The sequence below is a fragment of the Stenotrophomonas sp. LGBM10 genome (assembly GCF_046736075.1).
Taxonomy (GTDB): Bacteria; Pseudomonadota; Gammaproteobacteria; order Xanthomonadales; family Xanthomonadaceae; genus Stenotrophomonas.
Genome location: NZ_CP177163.1, coordinates 4,297,726 through 4,320,925, shown reverse-complemented (window position 1 = coordinate 4,320,925; position 23,200 = coordinate 4,297,726). Strand labels below are relative to the sequence as shown.

Sequence of the window (23,200 nt, the reverse complement as noted above, 5' to 3'; positions counted from 1 at the left end):
CTGGCCGGGTCATTCGAGCAGTGTCGCGTCGGTGAGATCCAGCAGCCCCAGCTGCGCCATCCGCGCTTCCACCTCGTGCACCTGCCGCAGGTGCGCCCTGTTGTGCAGGTCCAGGCAGCCCTCTACGGACACGATGATCGTGCCGCAGCCTTTCACCACATGGACCGAGGCAGCTTCAGGGATGTACCGGTGCGGAACCAGTTCGGGAACGAACCCCATCCAGCCTAGCCAGCGGCGATGGGGGAACAGGCGGTGGTCGAGCGCGTAGCTGTCGAAACCACTGCCTCCCGCGAGCGGGCAGCTCACGTCCGTGCCGATGAACAGCGCATCCAGCGATGCTGCCACTGCAGCGATACAGCCGCGCACGATCGTCGGGGTCGCGGCGCCGAAAGCTTCAAACGGCTCATTGAGGTCAAATGTCAGCCTCCCGCACCACGGCATATACGACATCGACAGGCGCCCAGGCATCAGCCAGTCATGGGTACGCCGCATGTTCCGGAGGTTGGCGTCGGCGCCTCCCGCCATCGGCCTGTGCGGGTGCATGACGAGGTCCTGCGCCGCATTACGGGCGATCCGCGCGATGAATTGAGCAGAATCGGACAATGGCACAGCGGCCTCCGCATCCGCGCGGGGCGGCTCATACCATGTTGCCAATAGCGGATGGACGTCCGCCAGACGCGTGGTCAGATCAAGCAATCGCCTGTGCAGTACGTGCGGGTCAATCACCTCGACCGGCAGTGCGACATCGATGAAGGCTGTGTACAGCCCGCTCATGGCGAGTACCGACAGATGCCGGCCAACGGGCCGAACGCTCTACGTGCGGCGGCAAAACACTCTGCCTGCAGAAAGTGCCACTCCAGTCTTGCAGGGCTGCCCAACGCAACCACATGCGCATGGTGGGTCTGGGCCTGCACCACCCACTTGCCCAGCACGTTTGGCGACCGGGCTGCCGCCCATGCATGTAGACGCCCTTTCTCGTCGAAGAACTGCTGGTAGTGCCCCTTCGCCTCGATCGCCGTGCACCGCGAACGCCAGAATCCATCGAAGCGGATCGCGCCGTGTCGCCATTCGGTGATCGTGATTTCGGTCTTGGACTTTGGCATCCTGGCCAGCACCCGGTCCATGGTCGTTCCGCCGTAGGTGTAGTCGAAGCGTTCCGGTGCCGCGTAACGGTTGGCGATGCGGCACTGGTAGTCGAAATCACGGAACTGCCGGTACGGAATGGTGTAGTTGGCCGGCGTCAGGTAGCCCTGCGCCAGCTTGCACGTCGTGCAGGCGTTCTGATTGCTGGTCTGCGCGCAGTCGGTATCGCGCGCCTGAACGGCCGGCTCCGCCACGGTATCGGTGCCGATACCCACGGCGCGCTGGATGTCCGCCCAGACCTGGCCGAGGCTCGGCCCGGTGGGTACCTCACGGGTCGGGTCCCACCCACCGGGATGGGCCGGGGGTGGTGGCGGAAGTGGCAGGGGCAAGGGAAGTGCGCCCATCGACGCTCCTTTCAGTGGGACAGGTGTGGTGAGGCGAGCAACGCGAGCAGGTCGGCGGCGGTCACGTTGGGCTGGTCGGTGCTGTTGAACCACACGCCGGTCACGGCGTGATCGCGCAGCGTGCGTGCCCAGGCCACGTCCGCTTTGACCCAGCGCACCAGCGTGGGCAGATGGGTGATGCGCAGTGCACGCACCGCGTGCCGGTAGCTGTCGTGCACGGTCGCCCGCAATGCATCGTCGGCGACGGCGAACGTGGCGTCAGGGTGATCGCGGCGGACCTCGGCCGCCAGCACGGGCGCCCAGTCCGCTGCATCGGGCAGGCTCAGCGCGGCGTATTGTCCTGCAGAGAGCTGCAGCGGGGCGGTGCCCGACGGCGCGGTTGCCGGGTCCGCCCGCACCGTGACGGGGCGTCCCTGCAGTGTCGTCTCCCAGACTCGCACGGGGCCGAGGACGTCGCGCTGCTGGGCCGGGGTCAACACGTCCCCATAGCGCCGCCACGCACGCGGGCAGTAGAAGCGCATCAACGCACGCTGGCCATCCGGGAGGCGCAGCTCGAGGTGCGCCTGCAGGTGATCGAACAGCGCGTCGAACCCGCCCGCCGCGCAGACCCGGGTGACGCCGGCCGCCGTGCCGCCCAGCGCCATTCGCCAGCGTTCCACCGGCTGCTGGATCGCGCCCTGCGGCAGCGCGACCAGCCAGGGGGCCGCGTCGGCATGCGTGGCCTCGGGACGCCCGGCGAACAGGCACCTCGCGGCCAACCCCGCACTGGCGACGTGATGGCGCAGGTCGCCGATGCGCCCGGGTGACGCGGCGCAATCAACCAGCGCGTAGTCCTGCAACGCACTCACTCCAGCCGCACCATCGGCGTGCCGGACCGTGCGGCGTCCTCCAGGCACGCCAGACACACCGGGGGCGCACGGGACGCGGCTGCCGGCGCGCAGGCGGCTGCCGGTGCCGCAACGTCCTCCGCCGCCGGCGCGGGCGCCTCCTCCACGTACACCAGCCGCTGCACGGTCGAGCGCAGATGGCAGCCACACGCAAGCAGATCCCCGTCCAGCGCGACAGGCTGCCCATCCACGCGCAGGGTCGGATCTCCACCGACGATGGCGAAGGCGCCCCCGTGCAGCGGGCAGGTGGCGTAGTCGCCCACGCGCGCCACTGCGGCGCCCTCGATATCGGTGAACGGCGAGCCGGTGATCACCCGGCCGCACCTGCTGGTGGTGTCGCCAACGACGATCCAGTATCTGCGCATGGTCCTCTCCTGTGCCTTCCCTGGGGCCAGGACTGTCCCCCGCACAGCGCCGGCGTCGCCATCGGAATCGACCGAATCTGCCGGCGCGCGCGATGCTCCGCTGTGGCACGGGCGATGGCAGGCAGGCGACCTGCCCCGCCGGATGTCGCGACTGCCCTGCCCCGCGGCCTGCCCCTCGCCCACGCCGGCGCCGACGCCGAAACAGAACGGAACGGAACGGAACGGAACGGATCTTGCACGCGCTTCGGGGAATCCTCCCCCGTGTCGTGCCCTGATGTCCGAGAACGAACAAGCCGGCGAAAAAACCGAACAACCTACCGAGAAACGGCTGCGCGACGCCCGCGAGCAGGGCAACATCCCGCGCTCGCGCGAGCTGGGCACGGCGGCGGTGTTCGGCGCCGGTGTGCTGGCGCTGATGGCCTTCTCCGGCGGCATCTCACGCAACGCGCAGGCGTGGATGAAGCAGGCGCTTAGCCCCGAGCCCGGCCTGCGCCAGAACCCGATGGCCCTGTTCGGGCATTTCGGCGAGAGCCTGGCCCAGCTGCTGCTGGCGCTGTGGCCGCTGGTGGTGGTGTGCCTGCTGGCCAGCTTCCTGTCACCGGTGGTGATGGGCGGCCTGCGCTGGTCCAACAAGTCCCTGATGCCCGATTTCAAGCGCCTCAGCCCGATGGCCGGGATGAAGCGCCTCTACGGCGCGGAGGCGATCGCCGAGTTCACCAAGTCGCTGCTGCGCATCGCCTTCGTCGGCACCGCCGCCGGGCTGGTGGTCTGGGGCGGCATCCAGCCGCTGCGCGCTCTGCTGCACCAGCCGCTGGAAGCGGCGATGGTGCATGGGCTGGGCTTCACCCTGAAGCTGATGCTGGCCACCGGCGGGGCGATGCTGCTGCTGGCGGCCATCGATGCGCCCTACCAGCGCTGGAACTGGATGCGCAAGCTGAAGATGACCCGTGAAGAACTGCGCCGGGAAATGAAGGAGAGCGAAGGCAGCCCCGAAGTGAAGGGTCGCATCCGCCAGCTGCAGCAGCAGATGTCCAACCGCCGGATGATGGAAGCGGTGCCCACCGCCGACGTGGTGGTGGTCAACCCGACCCACTACGCCGTGGCCCTGAAATACGACGGCGGCAAGATGGGCGCCCCCACCGTGGTGGCGCTGGGCGTGGATGAAACCGCCCTGCGCATCCGCGAAGTGGCCGACGGCAACAAGGTCGCCATCGTCTCCGCCCCGCCTTTGGCACGCGCCTTGTATCGGGAAGGGCAACTCGGCAAGGAAATCCCCGTGAGACTGTATTCGGCCGTCGCCCAGGTCCTGTCCTACGTCTACCAGCTGCGCAGCTGGCGTTCCGGCCCGATGCCGGCCTCGCCGCGCATCGACATTGAAGAATTCACCAACGGAGCCCGCCCGTGAGCGCCCAGCCTGCAGGAATGAACGTGCGCAAGGCGCTGGATATGATCCGCCACGGGCTTGGCGCCCCGCTGATCGTGCTGGCGCTGCTGGCGATGGTGGTGGTGCCGCTGGCCCCGCCGGTGCTGGACGCCCTGTTCACCTTCAACATCGCCATCTCGCTGATGGTGCTGCTGGCCGTGGTGTACGTGAAGCGGCCGCTGGATTTCACCATCTTCCCGATCGTGCTGCTGATCACCACCATGCTGCGCCTGGCGCTGAACGTGGCGTCCACCCGCGTGATCCTGCTCCACGGCCAGAACGGCCACGAGGCAGCCGGCAAGGTGATCGCCGCGTTCGGTGAGTTCGTGATCGGCGGCAACTACGCCGTCGGCATCGTGGTGTTCGCGATCCTGACGATCATCAACTTCGTGGTGATCACCAAGGGCGCCGGGCGCGTCTCGGAAGTGACCGCGCGCTTCATCCTTGACGCCATGCCCGGCAAGCAGATGGCCATCGACGCCGACCTCAACGCCGGTTTGCTGACGCGTGAGGAGGCCAAGGCCCGGCGCGAGGAAGTCCGTGAGGAAGCCGACTTCTACGGTGCGATGGACGGCGCCAGCAAGTTCATCCGCGGCGATGCAATCGCCGGCATCCTGATTCTGTTCATCAACATGATCGGCGGCCTGGCCGTGGGCGTGCTCCAGCACGGCATGCCGTTCGGCGACGCGGCAGCCACCTACACCCTGCTGTCCATCGGCGACGGCCTGGTGGCACAGCTGCCGGCACTGCTGGTGTCCTCGGCGGTGGCCATGCTGGTCACCCGCGCCTCGCGGTCGCAGGACATGAGCCAGGCCATGATGGGCCAGGTGTTCGGCCAGCATCGTGCGCTGACCATCGCCGCGGCCATCCTCGGCGTGGTCGGCCTGGTGCCGGGCATGCCCAACGTCGCCTTCTTGACGCTTGCCGCCATCCTCGGCTTCATCGCCTGGAAGCTGTGGAAGAAAAGCACCGCCGCCGCCCGCGCCGCCGACGCGGCGACCGCCGGCCGCCCCGATGCACCGGGCCTGCCCGGCGCAACCCCCGCACCCACCGCCGAACTGACCTGGGACGAACTGCGCCCGGTCGATCCGCTGGGCCTGGAAGTGGGCTACCGGCTGATCCCGCTGGTGGACAAGAACCAGGGCGGCGAGCTGATGGCACGGATCAAGGGCGTGCGCCGCAAGCTCACCCACGACATCGGCTTCCTGATTCCCTCGGTCCATATCCGCGACAACCTGGAACTGCCTGCCACCGGCTACCGCCTGCTCATCCACGGCGTGCCCGTGGCGACGGCCGAAATCCACCCCGACCGCGAGCTGGCCCTGGACCCGGGCAGCGCGCTCGGCGCTCTGGAGGGCATTGCCGGCAAGGACCCCGCGTTCGGCCTGGACGCCACCTGGATCCAGCCGCACCAGCGCGCCCATGCCGAATCGATGGGCTACACCGTGGTCGACCCGGCCACCGTGGTGGCCACCCACCTGTCGCACCTGATCCGCGAACACGCGCCGGAACTGCTCGGCCACGAAGAAGTGCAGCAGCTGCTGGCCAACCTCGCCAAGAGCGCGCCCAAGCTGGTGGAAGACCTCACGCCCAAGTCGCTCCCGCTGTCGGCGGTGGTGCGGGTGCTGCAGAACCTGCTGATCGAGCGCATTCCGATCCGCCAGCTGCGCAAGATCGTTGAAGCCCTGGTGGAGAACGCACCCAACAGCCAGGACCCGTCGGTACTGACCGCCGCCGTTCGCAACGCGCTGGGCCGTTTCATCGTGCAGGAGATCGCCGGAATGTCGGCGGAGCTGCCGGTGTTCACCCTCAACCCGCAACTGGAACGCGTCTTGCAGGAGTCCACACAGGGCAACGGCGCCGCGCTGGAACCCGGACTCGCCGAGCGACTGCACCAGAGCCTGGCCGAATGTGTCGGCAAGCAGGAAGCGAAGAACGAGCCCGCGGTTGTGCTGGTACCCGGCCCGGTACGTGCCGCGCTGGCACGGCTGGTACGGCACAGCGTCCCCTCGCTGTCGGTCCTGGCCTACAGCGAGGTGCCCGAGGACAAACGGTTGAAGCTGGTCGGCACGATCAGTTGAGCCGGGACCCCGACGGCAACGCGCCAGAAAACAGACACCCCCACTTTTGACATCACCGCAGCAGGACACAAAGGGAAACCCGGACCGTGCAGACCACCGACAACCAGCGCTTCCCTTCCACCACCCCGCCGCCCCAGTCCCGGTACCACAGCATGAAAATCAAACGCTTCGTCGCCTCCGATATGCGCTCGGCCATGAATCTGGTGCGCAAGGAACACGGTCCTGACGCGGTGATCCTGTCCAACCGCCGGATCGAGGAAGGCGTGGAGATCGTCGCCGCTGCCAACTATGACGAAGGTGCCGTGCAGCGCGCCCTGGAAGCGGCCCGCAAGGACGTCGCCCCGCCGCCGGTGCCGCGTCCGCGCAGCGCGGCCGATGCGGTGATCGCCGCCGTCACCCGCCGCAAGGCCCCGGTGGTCGCACCGGAACCGGTGGCCGCCACCACCTCGGCGGTGGCCGCACTGGCCCGCGCCGCGGTCGGCGCCACTGGCCGCACGCTGGATACCACCAACGAAAACGTTCCCCCGCCGGGCAGCGCCGGCTTTGCCGCCACGCTGTCGCGCGCCAGTGTGGCTGCCCCCGTCAACGAACCGTCGCTGCCGGAGCAGATCTTCGCGCCGTTCTCTGTCGAACAGGCCGCTGCCGCCTCCCCCGCACCGATGGCAGCCCCGGCCGCTCCCGTCGCGGCGCCGCTCAACCGCGCCCGCTTCGTGATCGATCCGCCGCTGGACGACGCGCCGCACATCCAGATGTATGCACCGCCGGCCGCCGCGCCGGTGACGATGCCCCCGCTGCCGACGGCCGCCGTGGCCGAGCCGGTCGCAGCTGCCCCGATCGCCGCCCCGGTGGTGCAGCCGCCGGCACTGCCGGTCGCCGTCGCCGTGCCTGCCGCCGCCGACGTCGCCGACGTCGCGGTCGCCCGCACCGCACCGGAGCTGACGGTGGTACCGCGCGACGACGAGGAAATCCGCCAGCTGCGTCACGAAGTGGCCGGCATGCGCCATGTGATCGAGCGCGAGATGCACCGCTTCACCGACGAGCGCCTGCGCGGTTCGCCGGTCCGTGCGGCCGCCCTGGACCTGATGGATGAGTATGGCTTCGATGCCGGCATCAGCCGCGACGTCGCCCTGCAGATCCCGCTGGATACCGAAGCCCACCGTGGCCGCGGGCTGATGCTGGGCCTGCTGTCCAAGAAGCTGCCGATCGCCCCGGTCGATCCGCTGGAGGCCGGTGGCGTGATCGCCCTGGTCGGCCCGACCGGCGCCGGCAAGACCACCACCATCGCCAAGCTGGCCTCCCGCTTTGCCGAGAAGCACGCCGCCCGCGATGTGGCGCTGGTCACCACCGACACCGGCCGCATCGGTGCCCGCGAGCAGCTCTACGGCTTCGGCCGCCAGCTCGGCATCGCGGTGCACGAAGCCAACAGCGGCACCGACCTGAGCCAGCTGCTGGAACGCCTGCAGGACTACAAGCTGGTCCTGATCGACACCGCCGGCCTGGGCCCGCGCGACCGCGCCCTGGCGGCCCAGCTGCAGTGGCTGCGTGCCGCCGACCGCATCCGCACCCTGCTGGTGCTGCCGGCCAACACCAGCTTCGGCGACATGGACGAAGTGGTGCGCCGCTTCAGCGCCGCCAACCCGCAGGGCGTGGTGCTGAGCAAACTGGACGAGACCGGCCGCTTCGGCACCGCCCTGTCCGTGGCGGTCGACCACCGCCTGCCGATCACCTGGGTGACCGATGGCCAGGACGTTCCGGAGGACCTGCACCGCGCCAGTGCGGCCAATCTCGTACTTCGCCTTGAAGATTTGCGCCGCGCGGCCGATATGCCCTGCAACCCGGAGTTCAACCATGCCGTCGCGTGAGTACGCCAAGCTGACCAAGACCTTCCCGTTGTCGGCTACCCGCAGCCAACCACTGGGCCCTGTCCGCACCATCGCCGTCACCGGCGGCAAGGGCGGCGTGGGCAAAACGAACGTTTCGGCCAACCTGGCCGTGGCGCTCGCCGACATGGGCAAACGCACACTGCTGCTGGACGCCGACCTCGGCCTGGCCAACATCGACGTGATCCTCGGCCTGCAGCCGAAGGTGACCCTGGCCGACCTGGTCGCCGGGCGCTGCACGCTGGAGGAAGTGATCATGGAAGGCCCGGGCGGCGTGCTGGTGGTGCCGGCCGCGTCCGGTCGCCGGCACATGGCCGAGCTGCAGCCGGCCGAACACGTCGGCCTGGTCAACGTGTTCTCCGAGCTGGAGCGCGAACTGGACATCATGGTGGTGGACACCGCCGCCGGCATCACCGACGGCGTGCTCACCTTCTGCCAGGCCGCCCAGGACACGGTGGTGGTGGTCTGCGATGAGCCGGCCTCGATCACCGACGCCTACGCGCTGATCAAGGTGCTCTCGCGTGAGCGCGGGGTGGACCGCATCCAGGTGGTGGCCAACATGGTGCGCGACCCCAACGAAGGCCGCGTGCTGTACGAAAAGCTGACCCGGGTCTGCGAGAAGTTCCTCGCCGATGTGTCGCTCAACTACCTCGGCTGCGTCCCGCAGGACGACTGGCTGCGCCTGTCGGTGCAGCGCCAGCAGCCGGTGGTCAAGGCCTACCCGTCCAGCCCGTCGGCGCTGGCGATCACCGAGATCGCCCGCCGTACCGCCCGCTGGCAGGCTCCGACCGAGCCGCGCGGCGGCGTTGAATTCTTCCTCGAACGCATCCTCAAACAACGCGGGGTGGCCGCATGAAAGGCGCCGCACAATACAAAGAGGTCCAACGGACCGCCGCCAACGAGTGCATCGCCCAGCACTCGGACCTGGTCCGGCGCATCGCCCACCACCTGGCCGCGCGACTCCCGGCGAGCGTCGAAGTGGACGACCTGATCCAGGCCGGCATGATGGGCTTGATCGAGGCATCGCGCAGCTATGACGCCGACCAGGGCGCCTCGTTCGAGACCTACGCGTCGATCCGCATCCGCGGCTCGATGATCGATGAGATCCGCCGTGGCGACTGGGTACCGCGATCGGTGCACCGCCGCGCCCGCGATGCGGCCGCCACCATCCGCCGCCTCGAGCAGAGCACCGGCCGTGCCGCCAGCGCCACCGAGGTGGCCAACGCGATGGACATGCCGCTGCCGGAATACCTGCGACTGATGGAAGACGCCGCGCGCGGCCAGGTATTGAGCCTGGAATCGCGGATTGAAGACCAGGGCGAGCTGGACACCGTCGCCCAGGGCGGGCCGACCCCGCAGCAGGTGCTGGAGCGCGGCGAGTTCGGCCGCGAGCTGGGCAATGCGATCGGCCTGCTCCCCGAGCGCGAACAGCTGGTGCTGTCGCTCTACTACGAACAGGAATTGAACCTGAAAGAAATCGGCGCGGTGCTCGGGGTGAGCGAATCCCGGGTCTGCCAGATCCACGGCCAGGCGGTGCTCCGCCTGCGCGGCCGACTGAAGATCTTCGAGGCGGCCGACGCCGGCCTCGAGAACCCTTGAAATCGAGGAAAGTGCTTTGAACAAGAACATGCGTATCCTGATCGTCGACGATTTTTCGACCATGCGTCGTATCGTCAAGAACCTGCTGGGCGATCTGGGCTTCACCAATACGGCCGAAGCCGAGGACGGGCATGCCGCGCTGGCGTTGTTGCAGAGCCAGCCGTTCGACTTCGTGGTCACCGACTGGAACATGCCGGTGATGACCGGCATCGACCTGCTCAAGGCGATCCGCGCCGACGCCAAGCTCAAGACCCTGCCGGTGCTGATGGTGACCGCCGAAGCCAAGCGCGAGCAGATCATCGAAGCGGCCCAGTCCGGCGTCAACGGCTACATCATCAAGCCGTTCACCGCGCAGACGCTGGAAGAAAAGCTCGGCAAGATCTTTGAACGCCTGGCAGCGAGCGCCTGATGGAAACCCTCAGCGACAAATCGGCGCTGGTGCAGCGCCTGCAGGACGCCCTGGCCGCGCTGGAAGGCGGCGACGAGGCGGGCTGGCGTCGGGAAATCGACGCGCTGGCCGCGCTGCGCACGCAGCCGATGATGGCCGGCCTGAACCGGCTCGCCCGCGAGCTCGGCCAGGCCCTCGGCGAACTGCCCAGCCTGCCCAGCGAAGCCGGCGAACTGGATGACGCCTGCGCACGCCTGGACCATGTGGTGGCGATGACCGAACAGGCCACCCACCGCACCCTGGACCTGGCCGAGGAATGCCGGGCGTTGACCGAGCAGCTGCGCGCCAACGGGCTCAGCCCCGACCAGGACCTGCAGCTGGACCGGATCCGCCACAACCTCACCGAGATCGCCCTGACCCAGAGCTACCAGGACCTGACCGGGCAGATCATCCGCCGCGTGGTGGGCATCGTGCGCCGCGTGCACGAAGGCTTCGGCGCGCTCGGCCTGCCGCCGCAGGAAGACGACGTGCGCCGGCGCGACACCGGCCTGGCCGGCCCGGCCGTCACCGGCCTGGACCGCCACCAGGTCTCCCAGGTCGACGCCGACGACCTGCTCTCCGATTTGGGGTTGTAAGAAGATGAGTGCTGTTCCAGACGACATTGCCGCCGATTTCATTCTCGAGGCCCAGGAGATCCTGGATCGCCTCGGCGAACAGCTGGTGTCGCTGGAGCAGTCGCCCCAGGATACGGATCAGCTCAATGCCGTGTTCCGCGGCTTCCACACCCTCAAGGGCGGTGCCGGCTTCCTCGGCATCCAGGCGATGGTGGAGCTGTGCCACGCCGCCGAAGAAACCCTCGGCATGGCCCGCTCGGGCCAGGCCACCCTGCAGGCGCACCACTTCGACGCCGGCCAGCAGTCGCTGGACTACCTGCAGTCGATGCTGGACTCGGTCTCGGCCGGCACCGAACCGGGCTACGCCCCGCCGGAGCTGATCGCCCAGTTCGACGTCAACGGCCCCGCCACGCCGGCGCCGGCGGCTGCCCCGGCTGCCAATGGCGCGCTGATCACCGATGACGAGTTCGAAGCGCTGCTCGACCAGCTGCATGGCGGCGCGGCGCCGACCGCCGTGGCGCCGGCCAAGGCGGCCGACGGCCTGATCGGCGAAGACGAATTCGAAGCCCTGCTCGACCAGCTCCACGGGGGCGCCGCGCCCGGCGCCCAGCCCGTGGCCGCTGCGGCGGCGCCGGCCCCGCGCGCACCGGCCGCCCCGGCACCGGCGGCCGCAAAACCGGCGCCGAACAAGCCGGTCGCCGAAGCCGAGCACACCGTGCGCGTCGACACCAAGCGCCTGGATGCCATCGTCAACCTGATCGGCGAACTGGTGCTCTCGCGCAACCGCCTCAAGACCCTGCGCGCGCGCCTGCACGATGAAGAGCTGGACCGCGCCGTCTCCACCCTGGACATCGCCACCGCGCGCCTGCAGTCGGCGGTGATGCGTACCCGCATGCAGCCGGTCGGCAAGGTGTTCTCGCGCTTCCCCAAGGTGGCCCGCGACGTCGCCCGCTCGCTGAAGAAGGAAGTGGACCTGGAGCTGGTCGGTGCCGAGACCGAACTGGACCGCAACCTGGTGGAGGCCCTGGCCGATCCGCTGGTGCACCTGGTGCGCAACGCGATCGACCACGGCGTGGAAATGCCCGACCTGCGCGAAGCCCAGGGCAAGCCCCGTGGCGGCCACGTGCGGCTGTCGGCCCAGCAGGAAGGCGACTACGTCAGCATCGAGGTGCAGGACGACGGCGCCGGCATCGACCCCGAGCGCCTGCGCGCCAAGGCCCGGGAGAAGGGCCTGATCGATCCGGAAGCAGCCGCACGGCTGACCAGCGAGGAATGCCTGCACCTGGTGTTCCTGCCCGGGTTCTCGACCAAGCAGCAGGTCACCGACATCTCCGGCCGCGGCGTGGGCATGGACGTGGTCCAGTCGCGCATCCGCGAGCTGAGCGGCCAGATCCAGATCCAGTCGGAACTGGGCCGTGGCAGCCGCTTCATGATCCGCGTGCCGCTCACCCTGGCCATCCTGCCCACCCTGCTGGTGCAGGCCGGCGAGGATGTCTACGCGCTGCCGCTGGCGCGCGTGATGGAAGTGCTGCACGCGCCGAACACCTCGCTGGGCTGGTTCGACGGCCGGGCGGTGCTGGACCGCAAGTCGCACACCCTGCCGCTGGTGGACCTGCGCCACTGGCTGGAGGTGGACCCGGTGCCCTCGCCGCTGCTCACCATCGTGGTGCTGCAGGCCGGTGAAGCCCGCTTCGGGCTGGTCGTGGACCAGGTGCGGGGCCGCGAAGAGGTGGTGATCAAGCCGCTGCCCAAGGCGCTGCGCGGTCTGCGCGGTTACGCCGGGGCCACCCTGATCGGCGATGGCCGCATGTCCCTGATCCTGGACGTGGACGGCCTACGCTGACCCCCGTACCGGTAGCTCCCCCACCCCGTAGTGCCGGGCGCCACCCGGCAGCTCTCCCCCACCCCGTAGTGCCGGGCGCCACCCGGCAGCTCTCCCATCCCGTAGTGCCGGGCGCCACCCGGCAGCTCTCCCACCCCGTAGTGCCGGGCGCTGCCCGGCAGCTCTCCCCCCCGTAGTGCCGGGCGCTGCCCGGCAGCTCTTCCCCCCAAAAGTGTGACCGCCGCACCACCCTGTTCCGTCGGCGTCTCAAGTCCCATTCACACAAGCCGATACCGGACTCATGGATAGACTCAGCCTCATTGGACTTTTTCTCGCCCTGGCCTCGCTGGTCGGTGGCAGCATCCTCAAAGGCGCGGGGCTGGCCTCGCTATGGTCGCCGGCCGCGTTTGTGATTGTGATCGTGGGCACCCTCGCCGCGATCCTGCTGCACACCTCGCCCGCCGTGTTCAAGCATGCCTTCAAGATCGTGCGCTGGGTCGTGCGCCCGCCGGCCAGCGACCGCCGCGAGCTGATCCAGCAGATCGTCGAGTGGAGCAATATCGCCCGCCGCCAGGGCCTGCTGGGTCTGGAAGCACAGGTCGATGCCCAGGACGATCCGTTCCTGCGCAAGGGGCTGCAGCTGCTGGTGGACGGCGTGGAGCCGGAAACCATCCGCCACATGATGGAAATCGAACTGGGCAGCCAGGAGAGCCAGGACCTGGCCGCCTCCAAGGTGTTCGAGGGCATGGGCATCTACGCGCCCACCCTGGGCATCATCGGCGCCGTACTGGGCCTGATCGCGGTGATGAAGAACCTGGCCGACCCGAGCAAGCTTGGTCACGGCATCGCGGCTGCGTTCACCGCCACCATCTACGGCATCGCCTCGGCCAACCTGCTGTTCCTGCCGGTGTCGGCCAAGCTCAAGAGCGTGATCCACCACAACAGCCGCGACCGCGAGATGATCATCGAAGGCCTGATCTCGATCGCGCAGGGCGAAAACCCGCGCAACATCGAAACCAACCTGTCCGGGTTCCTGCACTGACATGGCCCGTCGCAAGCACCATGAAGAGCATGCCAACCACGAGGCCTGGGCGATCCCCTATGCCGACCTGATGACGCTGCTGCTTGCCTTCTTCGTGGTGATGTACGCGATCTCCTCGATCAACGAGGGCAAGTACCGGGTCATGGCCGATGCCCTGACCACCGCCTTCGGGGGTGCTCCGCGCACGATCAATCCGGTGCAGGTGGGCAACCAGCAGGTCCAGGGCGGCGGCTGGGACAGCCCTTCGGTGATCAAATCCGGCACCAAGATCGGCCCGTCCGCACCGGCACCGTCCAACGACCCCACGCTGCTGCCGGCGATGGCCTCGCAGATGCGCATGCCGGTTTCGGTGCACAACCAGGAACAGCTCAAGCGCGCCGAACGCCAGCTCAACAGCATCGCCGATCGCCTGACTGCCACGCTGGCGCCGCTGATCGACCGCGGCATGATCACCGTGCGCCGCACCGAGCTGTGGATCGAAGTGGAGATCAACAGCGACATTCTGTTCACCACCGGCTCGGCCACGCTGGACGTGCACGCCCGCGACACCCTTGCCAGCCTGGCCAAGGTGCTGCACGACGCGCCCAACGGAGTGCGCGTGGAGGGCCATACCGACAACGTGCCTATCGCCACCGCGCTGTTCCCCTCCAACTGGGAACTCTCCGCCGCACGTGCGGCCAGCGTGGTGCATCTGTTCGCCGACCAGGGCCTGCAGCCCTCGCGGCTGGCGATGGTCGGCTATGGCCAGTTCCGCCCGCGCGAAGACAATGCCAGCGCCGAAGGGCGCAACCGCAACCGCCGGGTGATGGTCATCATCCTGGCCGACACCTCCCAGGGCGTGGACCCGCTCGGCCCGCAGCTCACCGCCGATACCGAACGCGCCACACCGGCTACCGCCGCGACGGCCGCGCGCCCCACCGTTCCCCCCATCGCACCGGTGCAGTTGCCACCGGTGCCGGCTGGCAGCCGCGTCGGCGCCGCCGTCCCCCCTGCAATGAAGGAGTGAACCGCATGCGTATCTGGGCCATCGCCAATCAGAAGGGCGGCGTGGGCAAGACCACTACCACCCTCGCGCTCGGTCGCGGTCTGGCCGCGCTTGGCCACCGCGTGCTGCTGATCGACCTGGATCCGCACGCCTCGCTGACCCGCGCATTCGGCGTGGCGGTCGATCCGCCGCCGCAGGGCGTGCTGGAACTGTTCGCCACCCCGCCGGCCGAACTGTCCGCGCTCGCCCACACCACCGCGATCCCGGGGCTGGACCATGTCTGCGCGCAGGCCGCGCTGGCCACGCTGGAGCGCCGCAGTGCCAACCAGCCCGGCCTCGGCCTGGCGTTGCAGCAGGCCCTGACGCGCCACCACGGCCAGCACGACTACATCCTGCTGGACTGCGCCCCGACCCTGGGCCTGCTGATGATCAACGCACTGGCCGCGGCCGATCGCCTGATCATTCCCACGCAGGCTGAGCCGCTGGCGCTGCATGGCCTGGATGGCATGGTGCGGACCGGTGAGATGGTCGAGCGCTCGCGTCGCCGCACCTTGCCGATGTCGATCCTGCCGACCCTGTTCGACCGCCGCACGCGCGCCGGCCACGAGACCGTCAAGCTGATGCAGGAGCGCCACGGCCACCGCGTCTGGGAAGATGCGATCCCGGTGGACACCCGCATCTGCAATGCCGCCAGCCTGACCGTGCCGTCGCAGTCCGACGATTACCCCGGCCGCGGCCTCGCCGCCTATCGCCGTGCGCTGGAGTGGATCCTGGCCGACGACGCCCAGCAGATGGAGCGCGCGGCATGAGTACCACCGGCGTGCTCGACGATTATCTGGAGCAGCTGCTCGGCGATGCCGTGCCGGCCGCTCCGGCCGTGGCGGCAGCGCCTGCGCCCGCCGTGGACGAAGACGAGGACGAGGTCGGCGGCGTCGCCCAGGCGATCCGTGCCGAGTTCGCACGCCCTCAGGAAGACAGCGAAGCAGCCCAGGCCGGTCCTGCGTTCGATACCCCGACCTCCCCCGGCGCGCCCGCAAACCTGGCGCTGCTCGACGAACTGCTGAACGACCCGGCGCTGGGACCGGTCGAGGCCGCCCCGGTGCACGACACCCCGACCTCGCCCGGCGCGCCCGCCAACCTCGCACTGCTCGACGAGCTGATGAACGACCCCGCACTGGGTCCGGTCGAAGCCGCCCCGGTGCACGACACCCCGACCTCGCCCGGCGCGCCCGCCAACCTGGCACTGCTCGACGAGCTGATGAACGACCCCGCACTGGGGCCTGTCATGTCTTCTGCCCCCCAGGCAGAGGCGCGCCCCGGGTGGGACGACCTGCCCGATGAGGTGCTGCACGACAGCGCGCCGGTCGCCGTGGCCGCGCCTGCGCCCGCGGCCGAACCTGCACCTGCACCCGCTCCCGCTCCCGCGCCACCGAGGCCGGCTCCGGCGCCTGCGCCGCCCGCCCCGGTCGCCCGCGCCATGCCGGCGCCCACGCCGCGCCCCGTCGCGCCGCAGCCGGCCCGGGGCGGTCGCCCCAACAGCTGGGAAGAGCTGCAGGCGCAGGCACGCGACCCGGCCTCCAGTCCGCGCGAGAACCGCCGCGCCAGCGAACGTGCTTCGCGCTGGCTGCGCCTGCGCTGCGGCACCCAGGCCTATGCACTGGAACTGCTGAAGGTGCAGGAAGTGGTCCTGCCGGTACCGCTGCTGCCGTTGCGCGGCACCGCGCCGGCGATGCTGGGCATCATGAACCTGCGCGGCCAGGTGGTGCCGGTGATGGACCTGGGCATCCACCTCGGCAGCGGCCCGGCCGCCAACGATGCCAACACCCGCATCGTGGTGCTCGAGGAGGATGGCGAAACGATGGGCCTGCGCGTTTCGGCCGTGGAAGACGTCGCCAACCTGACCGATTCGCAGATCGAACCGCCCGATACCGCGCGCATCTGCCAGATCTCCAACGACCTGTTCCGTGGCGTCGCCCGGGTCACCGCCCAGCCGATGATCCTGCTCGATGCCACCCAGCTGCTGAACTGACGGCCGGCGTGCCGCCGTACGTCGCCGTTGCCATGAGCGCCCTCCCCTAAAGGTTCTGCCCGCGGGGCCGTTATCAACCTCGGAACCGTTTGTCCGGAGCAACGATGAGCACTGTGGCCCTGGGTGGTGATCTCGGTATCGAGACCAGCACCGAGCTCAAATCCCGTCTGGCCCCGTTGGTGGACCAGGCAGGCGCACTGACGCTGGATGCCAGCGAAGTCAGCCGTATCCATACCGCAGCAATGCAGGTCCTGTGCGCATTCGTCGACGCCCGCCGCCAGGCAGGCCATGCGACCGGATTCGACGGTTGCACTGCAACCTTCCGTGACGCCGCGCGCCTGCTCGGCGTCACCCAGGCCCTGGGCCTGGACGCAACCCATGACAACCTGAAATCTGTGGAGAACGCTGCATGAGCGCACGTATCTTGGTGGTGGACGATTCGGCGTCGATGCGCCAGATGGTCTCATTCGCCCTCACCTCGGCCGGCTTTACCGTCGAAGAAGCCGAAGACGGCGCCGTCGCACTGGGCCGGGCCAAGGGACAGCGCTTCAACGCGGTGGTCACCGACGTCAACATGCCCAACATGGACGGCATCTCGCTGATCCGCGAACTGCGCCAGCTGGCCGACTACAAGTTCACGCCAATGCTGATGCTGACCACCGAATCGGCTGCCGACAAGAAGTCCGAAGGCAAGGCCGCCGGTGCCACCGGCTGGCTGGTCAAGCCGTTCAATCCCGAACAGCTGGTCGCCACCGTACAGAAAGTGCTGGGCTGAGCCCCAGCCCGCTTCGCTTCCGCCCTCTCCCTTCCCGCAACCGGACCCAACGCACCATGAGCATGGATCTGCAACGTTTCCACGCCACGTTCTTCGAAGAAAGCCGCGAAGGGCTGGATGCGATGGAGGCCGGTCTGCTGGCACTCGAATCGGGCCAGCAGGACCCGGAGATCATCAACTCCGTGTTCCGCGCCGCGCATTCGATCAAGGGCGGCGCCGGTACGTTCGGCTTCGACGCGATCGCCGCGCTGACCCACGTGCTGGAAACGCTGCTGGATGAACTGCGGGCGGGCAAGCGCGCGCTGGAACCGGCCGCCGTGGACGCGATGCTGTCCTCGGTGGACGTGCTGCGCGCCCTGCTGCGCGAAGCCGAACACGGCCAGCCCGCCGATCCGCAGGCCGTGGCCAACGTCAAGGCGCGCCTCGAGGCGGTGCTGTCCGGCCAGGCCGTGACCGCTGCCGCACCGGTCGCTGCCGCCCCCGTGGACGACACCCCGGAAGCCTGGCAGATCGGTTTCGTGCCGGCGCCGTCGCTGTTCATGAGCGGCAACGATCCGCTGCGCATCATCCGCGAGCTCGAACACCTGGGGTCGCTGCAGGTTGCCGCCCGCATGGAGCGCCTGCCCGGCTTCGCCCAGCTCGATCCGCTCGAGGCGCATCTGGCCTGGGATCTGGGCCTGGTCGGCAAGGTGCCGCGCAGCAAGATCGAAGATACCTTCGCCTGGGTCGTGGACGACTGCGAACTGGACATCCGTCCGGCCGCACCGCCGAGCCTGGCCACCAGCGCCCCGCCGGCACCGGCCGCTGTCGCCGCTGCCGCACCGGTCGTGGCCCCTGTGGCCGCCGCTGCCGCAGCACCGGCCGCCGCCGCGCATGAAGCGGAAACCTCGATCCGCGTCGCCGTGGAAAAGGTCGATGCGCTGATCAACCTGGTCGGCGAGCTCGTCATCACGCAGGCCATGCTCAAGCAGGTGTCCCACGCCCTGGACCCGGTCCATGCCGAGCAGCTGTTCGCCGGCCTGGACCTGCTTGAACGCAACACCCGCGACCTGCAGGAAGCCGTGATCGGCGTGCGCATGCTGCCGGTGGATGCGGTGTTCCGCCGTTTCCCGCGCCTGGTCCGCGACCTGTCCTCGCGCCTGGGCAAGCAGGTGCGCCTGCGCACCATCGGCGAAGGCACCGAGCTGGACAAGGGCCTGATCGAGAAGATCGCCGATCCGCTCGTGCATCTGGTCCGCAACTCGATCGACCACGGGCTGGAAATGCCCGACGTCCGCCGCGACGCCGGCAAGGACGAGACCGGTACGATCACCCTCGCCGCCTCGCACCAGGGCGGACACATCGTCATCGAAGTCAGCGACGACGGCCGCGGCCTGAACCGCGACAAGATTCTGTCCAAGGCCGTCGAACGCGGCCTGAGCGTGCCGGACAACCCCACCGACGCACAGGTGTGGGACCTGATCTTCCAGCCCGGCTTCTCCACCGCCGATGCCGTCACGGATCTCTCCGGCCGTGGCGTGGGCATGGACGTGGTCCGCCGCAACATCCAGGCGCTTGGCGGCGAAGTGCAGCTGGAAAGTCAGGCCGGCAACGGCACCCGCGTGCTGATCCGCCTGCCGCTCACCCTGGCCATCCTCGACGGCATGACCGTGTCGGTGGCCGGCGAAACACTGATCCTGCCGCTGGCCTACGTGCTGGAGGCCCTGCAGCCGCAGGCGGAGGATGTCCGCACGATGGCCGGCGAAGGCCGCGTGCTGCGCGTGCGTGGCGAGTATCTGCCGATCCTCTCGCTCAGCGAGTACTACGGCTACAGCGGACGCACCAAGGACGATTCGCTGGTGGTGGTGGTCGAAGGAGACGGCCAGAAGATCGCCCTGGAAGTGGACGAACTGGTTGGCCAGCAGCAGGTGGTGGTCAAGAACATCGAGAACAACTACCGCCGCATCAGCGGTGTCTCGGGCGCCACCATCCTCGGCGACGGCCGCGTCGCACTGATCGTGGACATCGGCGGCCTGGTGCGCTCGCTGCGGATGCCGCAGGCGGCATGACCGCGCGCCCAGCGCGGGCGCCGATAGGACGCGTAACGTGATCGCCCTTGGTAGTGCCGGCCGCTGGCCGGCTTCACGCGTTCTCTGATGGGTTCATGACGTTGCCGGCCAGCGGCCGGCACTACAGGGATGCGTTGCCGGCCAGCGGCCGGCACTACAGGTGTGCTGCCGTGGGTCCGGTAGTGCCGGCCGCTGGCCGGCTCCACGCAATCCCACACGTCGTCCTGTGTACCTCTGAAAGTGTGATGTTGATTGGCGTCGATACGCCGGCGTACAGACCCCGATCCGCCTGCCGCCACGCGAACACCCCGCCATTGCTTGCGTGTGCATCGACGGCCGCCCTGCCTTGGTCCACAAAAAAATGTGACATCCAACGCTCAAGTTGCGCCCGCACAGCGCCGTTATCCCGGAAGAGCGTTGACACCGTCGTCACGCCTCCCGCGCCCCACCCCCGCATTTCGAAACGCCCCTTGCGCCCAGCACCCCACGGCTGTGCACCCCGCCCTGCCCGGAGTTCCGACCATGAAGTGGTTCCACGATCTGCCCATCGCCCGCAAACTGGCGGTGGGGTTCACCCTCACCACCCTGATGACCGTCGTTCTCGGCGTGTTCGCCCTGGTCCGCCTCAACGGCGCCAATGCGCAGCTGGCCGCAATGGCGGGCAACGACATTCCGTCGGTGCAGCACCTGGGCGAAGTGCGCTCGCAGCTCGGCGAGTTCCGGACCTATGAAATGGCGCAGGTCAGCATGTTCGACCAGCCCGAAAAGGTTGCCGACTACAACAAGCGGATGGACACCACCGCCAAGGTCGTGCGCGATGAGCTGGCCGCATACGCCGCGCTGCCCGCCGGCGACCGCGAGCGGGCGCTGTTCAAGAAGGTTTCCAGCGACGTGGACGCCTACTTCCACGCCAATGCTGAACTGCGCGCTGCGGTCGCCGCCGGCGACGGCGCGCTGGCGCGGCAGGTGTCCGATGAGAAGTCGCGCCCGGCCCGCCGCACCCTGTTCGACGACCTGAAGGAGCTGGGTGCATTCAGCAACAGCCTGATGGAAAGCAAGATCGCCGATGCCAATGCCGTGCATCGCACCAGCGTGATCGCCATCATCGCCTGCATGGTGCTGCTGTCGGTGGTCGCCGGCGCGCTGGCCGTGGTCATCTCGCGGGTCATCACCCGTCCGCTGTCGCAGGCGGTGCATGCGATCAAGTCGGTGGCACGCGGCGACCTGAGCGTCACCATCCGCGCCACCGGCGCCGATGAAGCCGGCCAGATGCTCGCCGCTACCAGCGACATGACCACCATGCTGCGCCGCTATTCCGACGAGACCCGCCAGATGGCGGCGATGCACGCCGGCCCGGACATCTCCCATCGCATGCCGGTCGACTTCCCGGGCGTGTATGGCGAGCTGGCGGTCGGCACCAACACCGTGGTGTTCGACCACCTGGATGCGATCAAGGACGCCATCGACGTGCTCAACCAGTACGCCGCCGGCGACCTGTCGCAGAACGCCCGCCGCCTGCCGGGCAGCCGCGCGATCCTGCACGAATCGATGGATGCGGCCAAGGCCAGCCTGCTGGCCATCAACACCCAGATCCAGACGCTGGCCCAGGCAGCGGCCGCCGGCGATTTCAGCCAGCGCGGTGACAGCCTGCGCTTCGAGCACGACTTCCGGGTCATGATCGAGAACCTCAACACGATGATGGAGGTGGCCGACGGCAATCTGTCCCAGCTCTCGCAGCTGTTGCAGGCCATCGCCAACGGCGACCTGACCGCGCGCATGCACGGTGAATTCCACGGTGTGTTCGCCAGCATGCGTGACGATGCCAATGCGACCGTGGCCCAGCTGACCCAGATCGTCGGGCGCATCCAGCAGGCCTCGTCCAGCATCAGCACCGCGGCCGGCGAGATCGCCTCGGGCAACAACGACCTGTCGCGCCGTACCGAGCAGCAGGCCGCCAACCTGGAAGAAACCGCCGCCTCGATGGAGGAACTCACCTCCACCGTGCGCCAGAACGCCGAACATGCCCGCCAGGCCAACCAGCTCGCCATCGGTGCGCACACCGTGGCCTCGCAGGGCGGCGCCGTGGTGGGCCAGGTGGTCAGCACCATGCACGAGATCGACGCATCCTCGCGCCGTATCGCCGACATCATCACGGTGATCGACGGCATCGCCTTCCAGACCAACATCCTGGCGCTCAACGCGGCGGTGGAAGCGGCACGTGCCGGTGAACAGGGCCGCGGCTTCGCCGTGGTCGCCAGCGAAGTGCGCACCCTGGCGCAGCGCTCGGCGAGCGCCGCCAAGGAGATCAAGGGCCTGATCGACGAGTCGGTCGGCAAGGTCGCCGAAGGCTCGCAGCTGGTCAACCAGGCCGGCGCCACGATGGGCGAGATCGTCGCCTCCGTGCAGCGCGTGACCGACATCATGGCCGAGATCTCGGCCGCCTCGCAGGAACAGTCCGCCGGCATCGAACAGGTCAACCAGACGGTGGTGCAGATGGACGAAACCACCCAGCAGAACGCCGCGCTTGTGGAGGAAGCCACCGCCGCCGCACGGGCGATGGAAGAACAGGCCGGGCACCTGACCGATGCGGTGGCCCTGTTCAAGCTCGACGGCCAGGCCATCGCTGCGCCCGCCGCACGACCGGCGCTGGTCGCCGCCGCGCCGGCCCGCCCGGCAACCCCGGCACGCCCGCGCCCGGTGGCTGCACCGCCGCGCCGTGCGCCGGCCCGCGAACCGGCCCTGGCCAACGACACGGAGTGGCAGGAGTTCTGATCCTGCAGCGCTCCACGCCTGACGTCTGACCCGACACCCCGCCCCGGCGGGGTGTCGTCGTTTCGCCCTTCCCTGGCGACATTCCCCCTACATAAATGTGATCTGGTGCCGATAAACGGACTGAGCCCCGGGATCGCGTGATGCCGGCACCCGCCCAACCCAGCAGATTCCATGTCCGAAGGCAGCCTTCTCGCACACGACGGAACCCATGCCGCGCCCGATCCGGGTACGGATGACAAGTACCTGGTCCGCAATCCCCGGCAGATCCGCCAACTGCTGCAGGCGCTGATCGACCAGCGTTCGCTGATCAATGCGCACATCGACGGCCGCGACCAGTCGTTCCCCACGGCGGTGCTGGAGCTGGACGAAGACGAGGATGAGCTGCTGCTCGACGGCAGCCCCTCGGAAACCTCCAACCGTGCCGCCGAGACCGCCGACCACCTGCTGTGCTTCGGCCAGCTTGAACGGGTGATGGTCCGCTTCCGGCTGGACGGCCTGGTGCGCATCCGCAACGACGGCCATGTCGGCTTCCGCGCCGCGTTCCCGACCGAGCTGGTGCACCTGCAGCGGCGCGAGCTGTACCGGCTGGAAACCCCGATCACCGACTCGCCCAAGCTGATCCTGCCGATCGGCGACGACCGCAGCGAGGCCCTGACGCTGCGCGTGGTGGACATCAGCGGCGGCGGCCTGGCGGTGACCGTGGCCGAGGACTGCCCGGTGTTCGGCCTGCAGAAGCGCTACGACGGCTGCCGGCTGGAACTGCCCGACAGCAGCCCGATCACCCTGTCGCTGGTGGCCTGCAACATGCGCGCGCAGAAGCTGCCCAACGGTGTGGAGATGAAACGCGTCGGCCTGCGCTTCGACGCGCTCCCGCGCGGCGCGGACAGCGCGATCCAGCGCTACATCTTCCGCATCGACCGCCAGCGCAAGGCACGCAAGAACGGCGAAAGCTGAACGGGGCCCGCCCCCAGCCCCACCTAAAGTCGCCCCGTCCCAGGCCGAT

Annotated in this window: 21 protein-coding genes; 17 read left to right on the top strand and 4 right to left on the bottom strand. The window is 68.9% G+C overall.

The features are described from left to right. Positions 1-9: 9 nt before the first annotated feature. The 4 genes from ACLB90_RS19045 to ACLB90_RS19030 all read right to left on the bottom strand — a co-directional run bounded on the left by ACLB90_RS19045 (position 10) and on the right by ACLB90_RS19030 (position 2,739). A complete protein-coding gene (locus ACLB90_RS19045; protein WP_411850917.1) occupies positions 10-774 on the bottom strand; it encodes a hypothetical protein in 765 nt (254 codons plus the stop codon). Next, on the bottom strand, positions 771-1,358 hold the full coding sequence (locus tag ACLB90_RS19040) for a Tox-REase-5 domain-containing protein (protein WP_411850916.1): 588 nt from the start codon (positions 1,356-1,358) through the stop codon (positions 771-773). The genes ACLB90_RS19045 and ACLB90_RS19040 overlap by 4 nt, the downstream gene beginning before the upstream one ends. Positions 1,359-1,498: 140 nt before the next feature. Then, positions 1,499-2,335 carry a DUF4123 domain-containing protein gene (locus ACLB90_RS19035; protein WP_411850915.1) on the bottom strand — a complete coding sequence of 279 codons (837 nt, stop codon included), beginning with the start codon at positions 2,333-2,335 and terminating at the stop codon, positions 1,499-1,501. Continuing rightward, positions 2,332-2,739, bottom strand: a complete 408-nt coding sequence (locus ACLB90_RS19030; RefSeq protein ID WP_411850914.1) for a PAAR domain-containing protein — start codon at positions 2,737-2,739, stop codon at positions 2,332-2,334. The genes ACLB90_RS19035 and ACLB90_RS19030 overlap by 4 nt, the downstream gene beginning before the upstream one ends. A gap of 274 nt (positions 2,740-3,013) precedes the next feature. On the opposite strand from ACLB90_RS19030, the gene flhB reads away from it, so the two are divergent. The 17 genes from flhB (at position 3,014) to ACLB90_RS18945 (ending at position 23,151) form a co-directional block, all read left to right on the top strand. Next, entirely contained in the window at positions 3,014-4,144 is a 1,131-nt protein-coding gene (flhB, locus tag ACLB90_RS19025; RefSeq protein ID WP_411850913.1) for a flagellar biosynthesis protein FlhB, read from the top strand. Between the two features lie 17 nt (positions 4,145-4,161). Continuing rightward, on the top strand, positions 4,162-6,243 hold the full coding sequence (flhA, locus tag ACLB90_RS19020) for a flagellar biosynthesis protein FlhA (RefSeq protein ID WP_411852800.1): 2,082 nt from the start codon (positions 4,162-4,164) through the stop codon (positions 6,241-6,243). 152 nt (positions 6,244-6,395) lie between these two features. Next, on the top strand, positions 6,396-8,105 hold the full coding sequence (locus ACLB90_RS19015) for an AAA family ATPase (protein WP_411850912.1): 1,710 nt from the start codon (positions 6,396-6,398) through the stop codon (positions 8,103-8,105). Beyond that, a complete protein-coding gene (locus tag ACLB90_RS19010) occupies positions 8,092-8,979 on the top strand; it encodes a MinD/ParA family protein (protein WP_017357463.1) in 888 nt (295 codons plus the stop codon). The genes ACLB90_RS19015 and ACLB90_RS19010 overlap by 14 nt, the downstream gene beginning before the upstream one ends. After that, positions 8,976-9,722 (top strand): RNA polymerase sigma factor FliA, encoded by a 747-nt coding sequence (locus ACLB90_RS19005; protein ID WP_017357462.1) that lies wholly within the window; start codon positions 8,976-8,978, stop codon positions 9,720-9,722. The genes ACLB90_RS19010 and ACLB90_RS19005 overlap by 4 nt, the downstream gene beginning before the upstream one ends. 16 nt (positions 9,723-9,738) lie before the next feature. Then, on the top strand, positions 9,739-10,131 hold the full coding sequence (gene cheY, locus ACLB90_RS19000; protein ID WP_017357461.1) for a chemotaxis response regulator CheY: 393 nt from the start codon (positions 9,739-9,741) through the stop codon (positions 10,129-10,131). Then, positions 10,131-10,745 carry a protein phosphatase CheZ gene (locus ACLB90_RS18995; RefSeq protein ID WP_411850911.1) on the top strand — a complete coding sequence of 205 codons (615 nt, stop codon included), beginning with the start codon at positions 10,131-10,133 and terminating at the stop codon, positions 10,743-10,745. The genes cheY and ACLB90_RS18995 overlap by 1 nt, the downstream gene beginning before the upstream one ends. 4 nt (positions 10,746-10,749) lie before the next feature. Next, positions 10,750-12,567, top strand: coding sequence for a chemotaxis protein CheA (locus ACLB90_RS18990; RefSeq protein ID WP_411850910.1), 1,818 nt, complete (start codon positions 10,750-10,752; stop codon positions 12,565-12,567). Positions 12,568-12,847: 280 nt separating this feature from the next. Continuing rightward, positions 12,848-13,588: a flagellar motor protein gene (locus ACLB90_RS18985; RefSeq protein WP_411850909.1), complete on the top strand. Its 741-nt coding sequence runs from the start codon at positions 12,848-12,850 to the stop codon at positions 13,586-13,588. Position 13,589: 1 nt separating this feature from the next. Further along, positions 13,590-14,594, top strand: a complete 1,005-nt coding sequence (gene motD / locus ACLB90_RS18980; RefSeq protein ID WP_411850908.1) for a flagellar motor protein MotD — start codon at positions 13,590-13,592, stop codon at positions 14,592-14,594. 5 nt (positions 14,595-14,599) lie between these two features. Continuing rightward, on the top strand, positions 14,600-15,382 hold the full coding sequence (locus ACLB90_RS18975; RefSeq protein ID WP_411850907.1) for a ParA family protein: 783 nt from the start codon (positions 14,600-14,602) through the stop codon (positions 15,380-15,382). Further along, entirely contained in the window at positions 15,379-16,602 is a 1,224-nt protein-coding gene (locus tag ACLB90_RS18970; protein WP_411850906.1) for a chemotaxis protein CheW, read from the top strand. The genes ACLB90_RS18975 and ACLB90_RS18970 overlap by 4 nt, the downstream gene beginning before the upstream one ends. 104 nt (positions 16,603-16,706) lie before the next feature. Beyond that, positions 16,707-17,015: a lipid asymmetry maintenance protein MlaB gene (locus ACLB90_RS18965; RefSeq protein ID WP_411850905.1), complete on the top strand. Its 309-nt coding sequence runs from the start codon at positions 16,707-16,709 to the stop codon at positions 17,013-17,015. After that, entirely contained in the window at positions 17,012-17,377 is a 366-nt protein-coding gene (locus ACLB90_RS18960) for a response regulator (RefSeq protein WP_411850904.1), read from the top strand. The genes ACLB90_RS18965 and ACLB90_RS18960 overlap by 4 nt, the downstream gene beginning before the upstream one ends. A gap of 56 nt (positions 17,378-17,433) precedes the next feature. Then, positions 17,434-19,425 (top strand): chemotaxis protein CheA, encoded by a 1,992-nt coding sequence (locus tag ACLB90_RS18955; RefSeq protein WP_411850903.1) that lies wholly within the window; start codon positions 17,434-17,436, stop codon positions 19,423-19,425. Positions 19,426-19,947: 522 nt separating this feature from the next. Next, entirely contained in the window at positions 19,948-22,197 is a 2,250-nt protein-coding gene (locus ACLB90_RS18950; protein ID WP_411850902.1) for a methyl-accepting chemotaxis protein, read from the top strand. A 171-nt stretch (positions 22,198-22,368) separates the two neighbouring features. Continuing rightward, on the top strand, positions 22,369-23,151 hold the full coding sequence (locus ACLB90_RS18945) for a flagellar brake protein (protein WP_411850901.1): 783 nt from the start codon (positions 22,369-22,371) through the stop codon (positions 23,149-23,151). Positions 23,152-23,200 lie beyond the last annotated feature (49 nt).

Bases quoted from the DNA above. Each gene is read 5' to 3' on its own strand.
- ACLB90_RS19045 (WP_411850917.1), bottom strand. From the start codon at position 774: ATGAGCGGGCTGTACACAGCCTTCATCGATGTCGCACTGCCGGTCGAG.
- ACLB90_RS19030 (WP_411850914.1), bottom strand. From the start codon at position 2,739: ATGCGCAGATACTGGATCGTCGTTGGCGACACCACCAGCAGGTGCGGC.
- flhB (WP_411850913.1), top strand. From the start codon at position 3,014: ATGTCCGAGAACGAACAAGCCGGCGAAAAAACCGAACAACCTACCGAG.
- flhA (WP_411852800.1), top strand. From the start codon at position 4,162: ATGAACGTGCGCAAGGCGCTGGATATGATCCGCCACGGGCTTGGCGCC.
- ACLB90_RS19015 (WP_411850912.1), top strand. From the start codon at position 6,396: ATGAAAATCAAACGCTTCGTCGCCTCCGATATGCGCTCGGCCATGAAT.
- ACLB90_RS19010 (WP_017357463.1), top strand. From the start codon at position 8,092: ATGCCGTCGCGTGAGTACGCCAAGCTGACCAAGACCTTCCCGTTGTCG.
- ACLB90_RS19005 (WP_017357462.1), top strand. From the start codon at position 8,976: ATGAAAGGCGCCGCACAATACAAAGAGGTCCAACGGACCGCCGCCAAC.
- ACLB90_RS18995 (WP_411850911.1), top strand. From the start codon at position 10,131: ATGGAAACCCTCAGCGACAAATCGGCGCTGGTGCAGCGCCTGCAGGAC.
- ACLB90_RS18990 (WP_411850910.1), top strand. From the start codon at position 10,750: ATGAGTGCTGTTCCAGACGACATTGCCGCCGATTTCATTCTCGAGGCC.
- ACLB90_RS18985 (WP_411850909.1), top strand. From the start codon at position 12,848: ATGGATAGACTCAGCCTCATTGGACTTTTTCTCGCCCTGGCCTCGCTG.
- motD (WP_411850908.1), top strand. From the start codon at position 13,590: ATGGCCCGTCGCAAGCACCATGAAGAGCATGCCAACCACGAGGCCTGG.
- ACLB90_RS18975 (WP_411850907.1), top strand. From the start codon at position 14,600: ATGCGTATCTGGGCCATCGCCAATCAGAAGGGCGGCGTGGGCAAGACC.
- ACLB90_RS18970 (WP_411850906.1), top strand. From the start codon at position 15,379: ATGAGTACCACCGGCGTGCTCGACGATTATCTGGAGCAGCTGCTCGGC.
- ACLB90_RS18965 (WP_411850905.1), top strand. From the start codon at position 16,707: ATGAGCACTGTGGCCCTGGGTGGTGATCTCGGTATCGAGACCAGCACC.
- ACLB90_RS18960 (WP_411850904.1), top strand. From the start codon at position 17,012: ATGAGCGCACGTATCTTGGTGGTGGACGATTCGGCGTCGATGCGCCAG.
- ACLB90_RS18955 (WP_411850903.1), top strand. From the start codon at position 17,434: ATGAGCATGGATCTGCAACGTTTCCACGCCACGTTCTTCGAAGAAAGC.
- ACLB90_RS18950 (WP_411850902.1), top strand. From the start codon at position 19,948: ATGAAGTGGTTCCACGATCTGCCCATCGCCCGCAAACTGGCGGTGGGG.
- ACLB90_RS18945 (WP_411850901.1), top strand. From the start codon at position 22,369: ATGTCCGAAGGCAGCCTTCTCGCACACGACGGAACCCATGCCGCGCCC.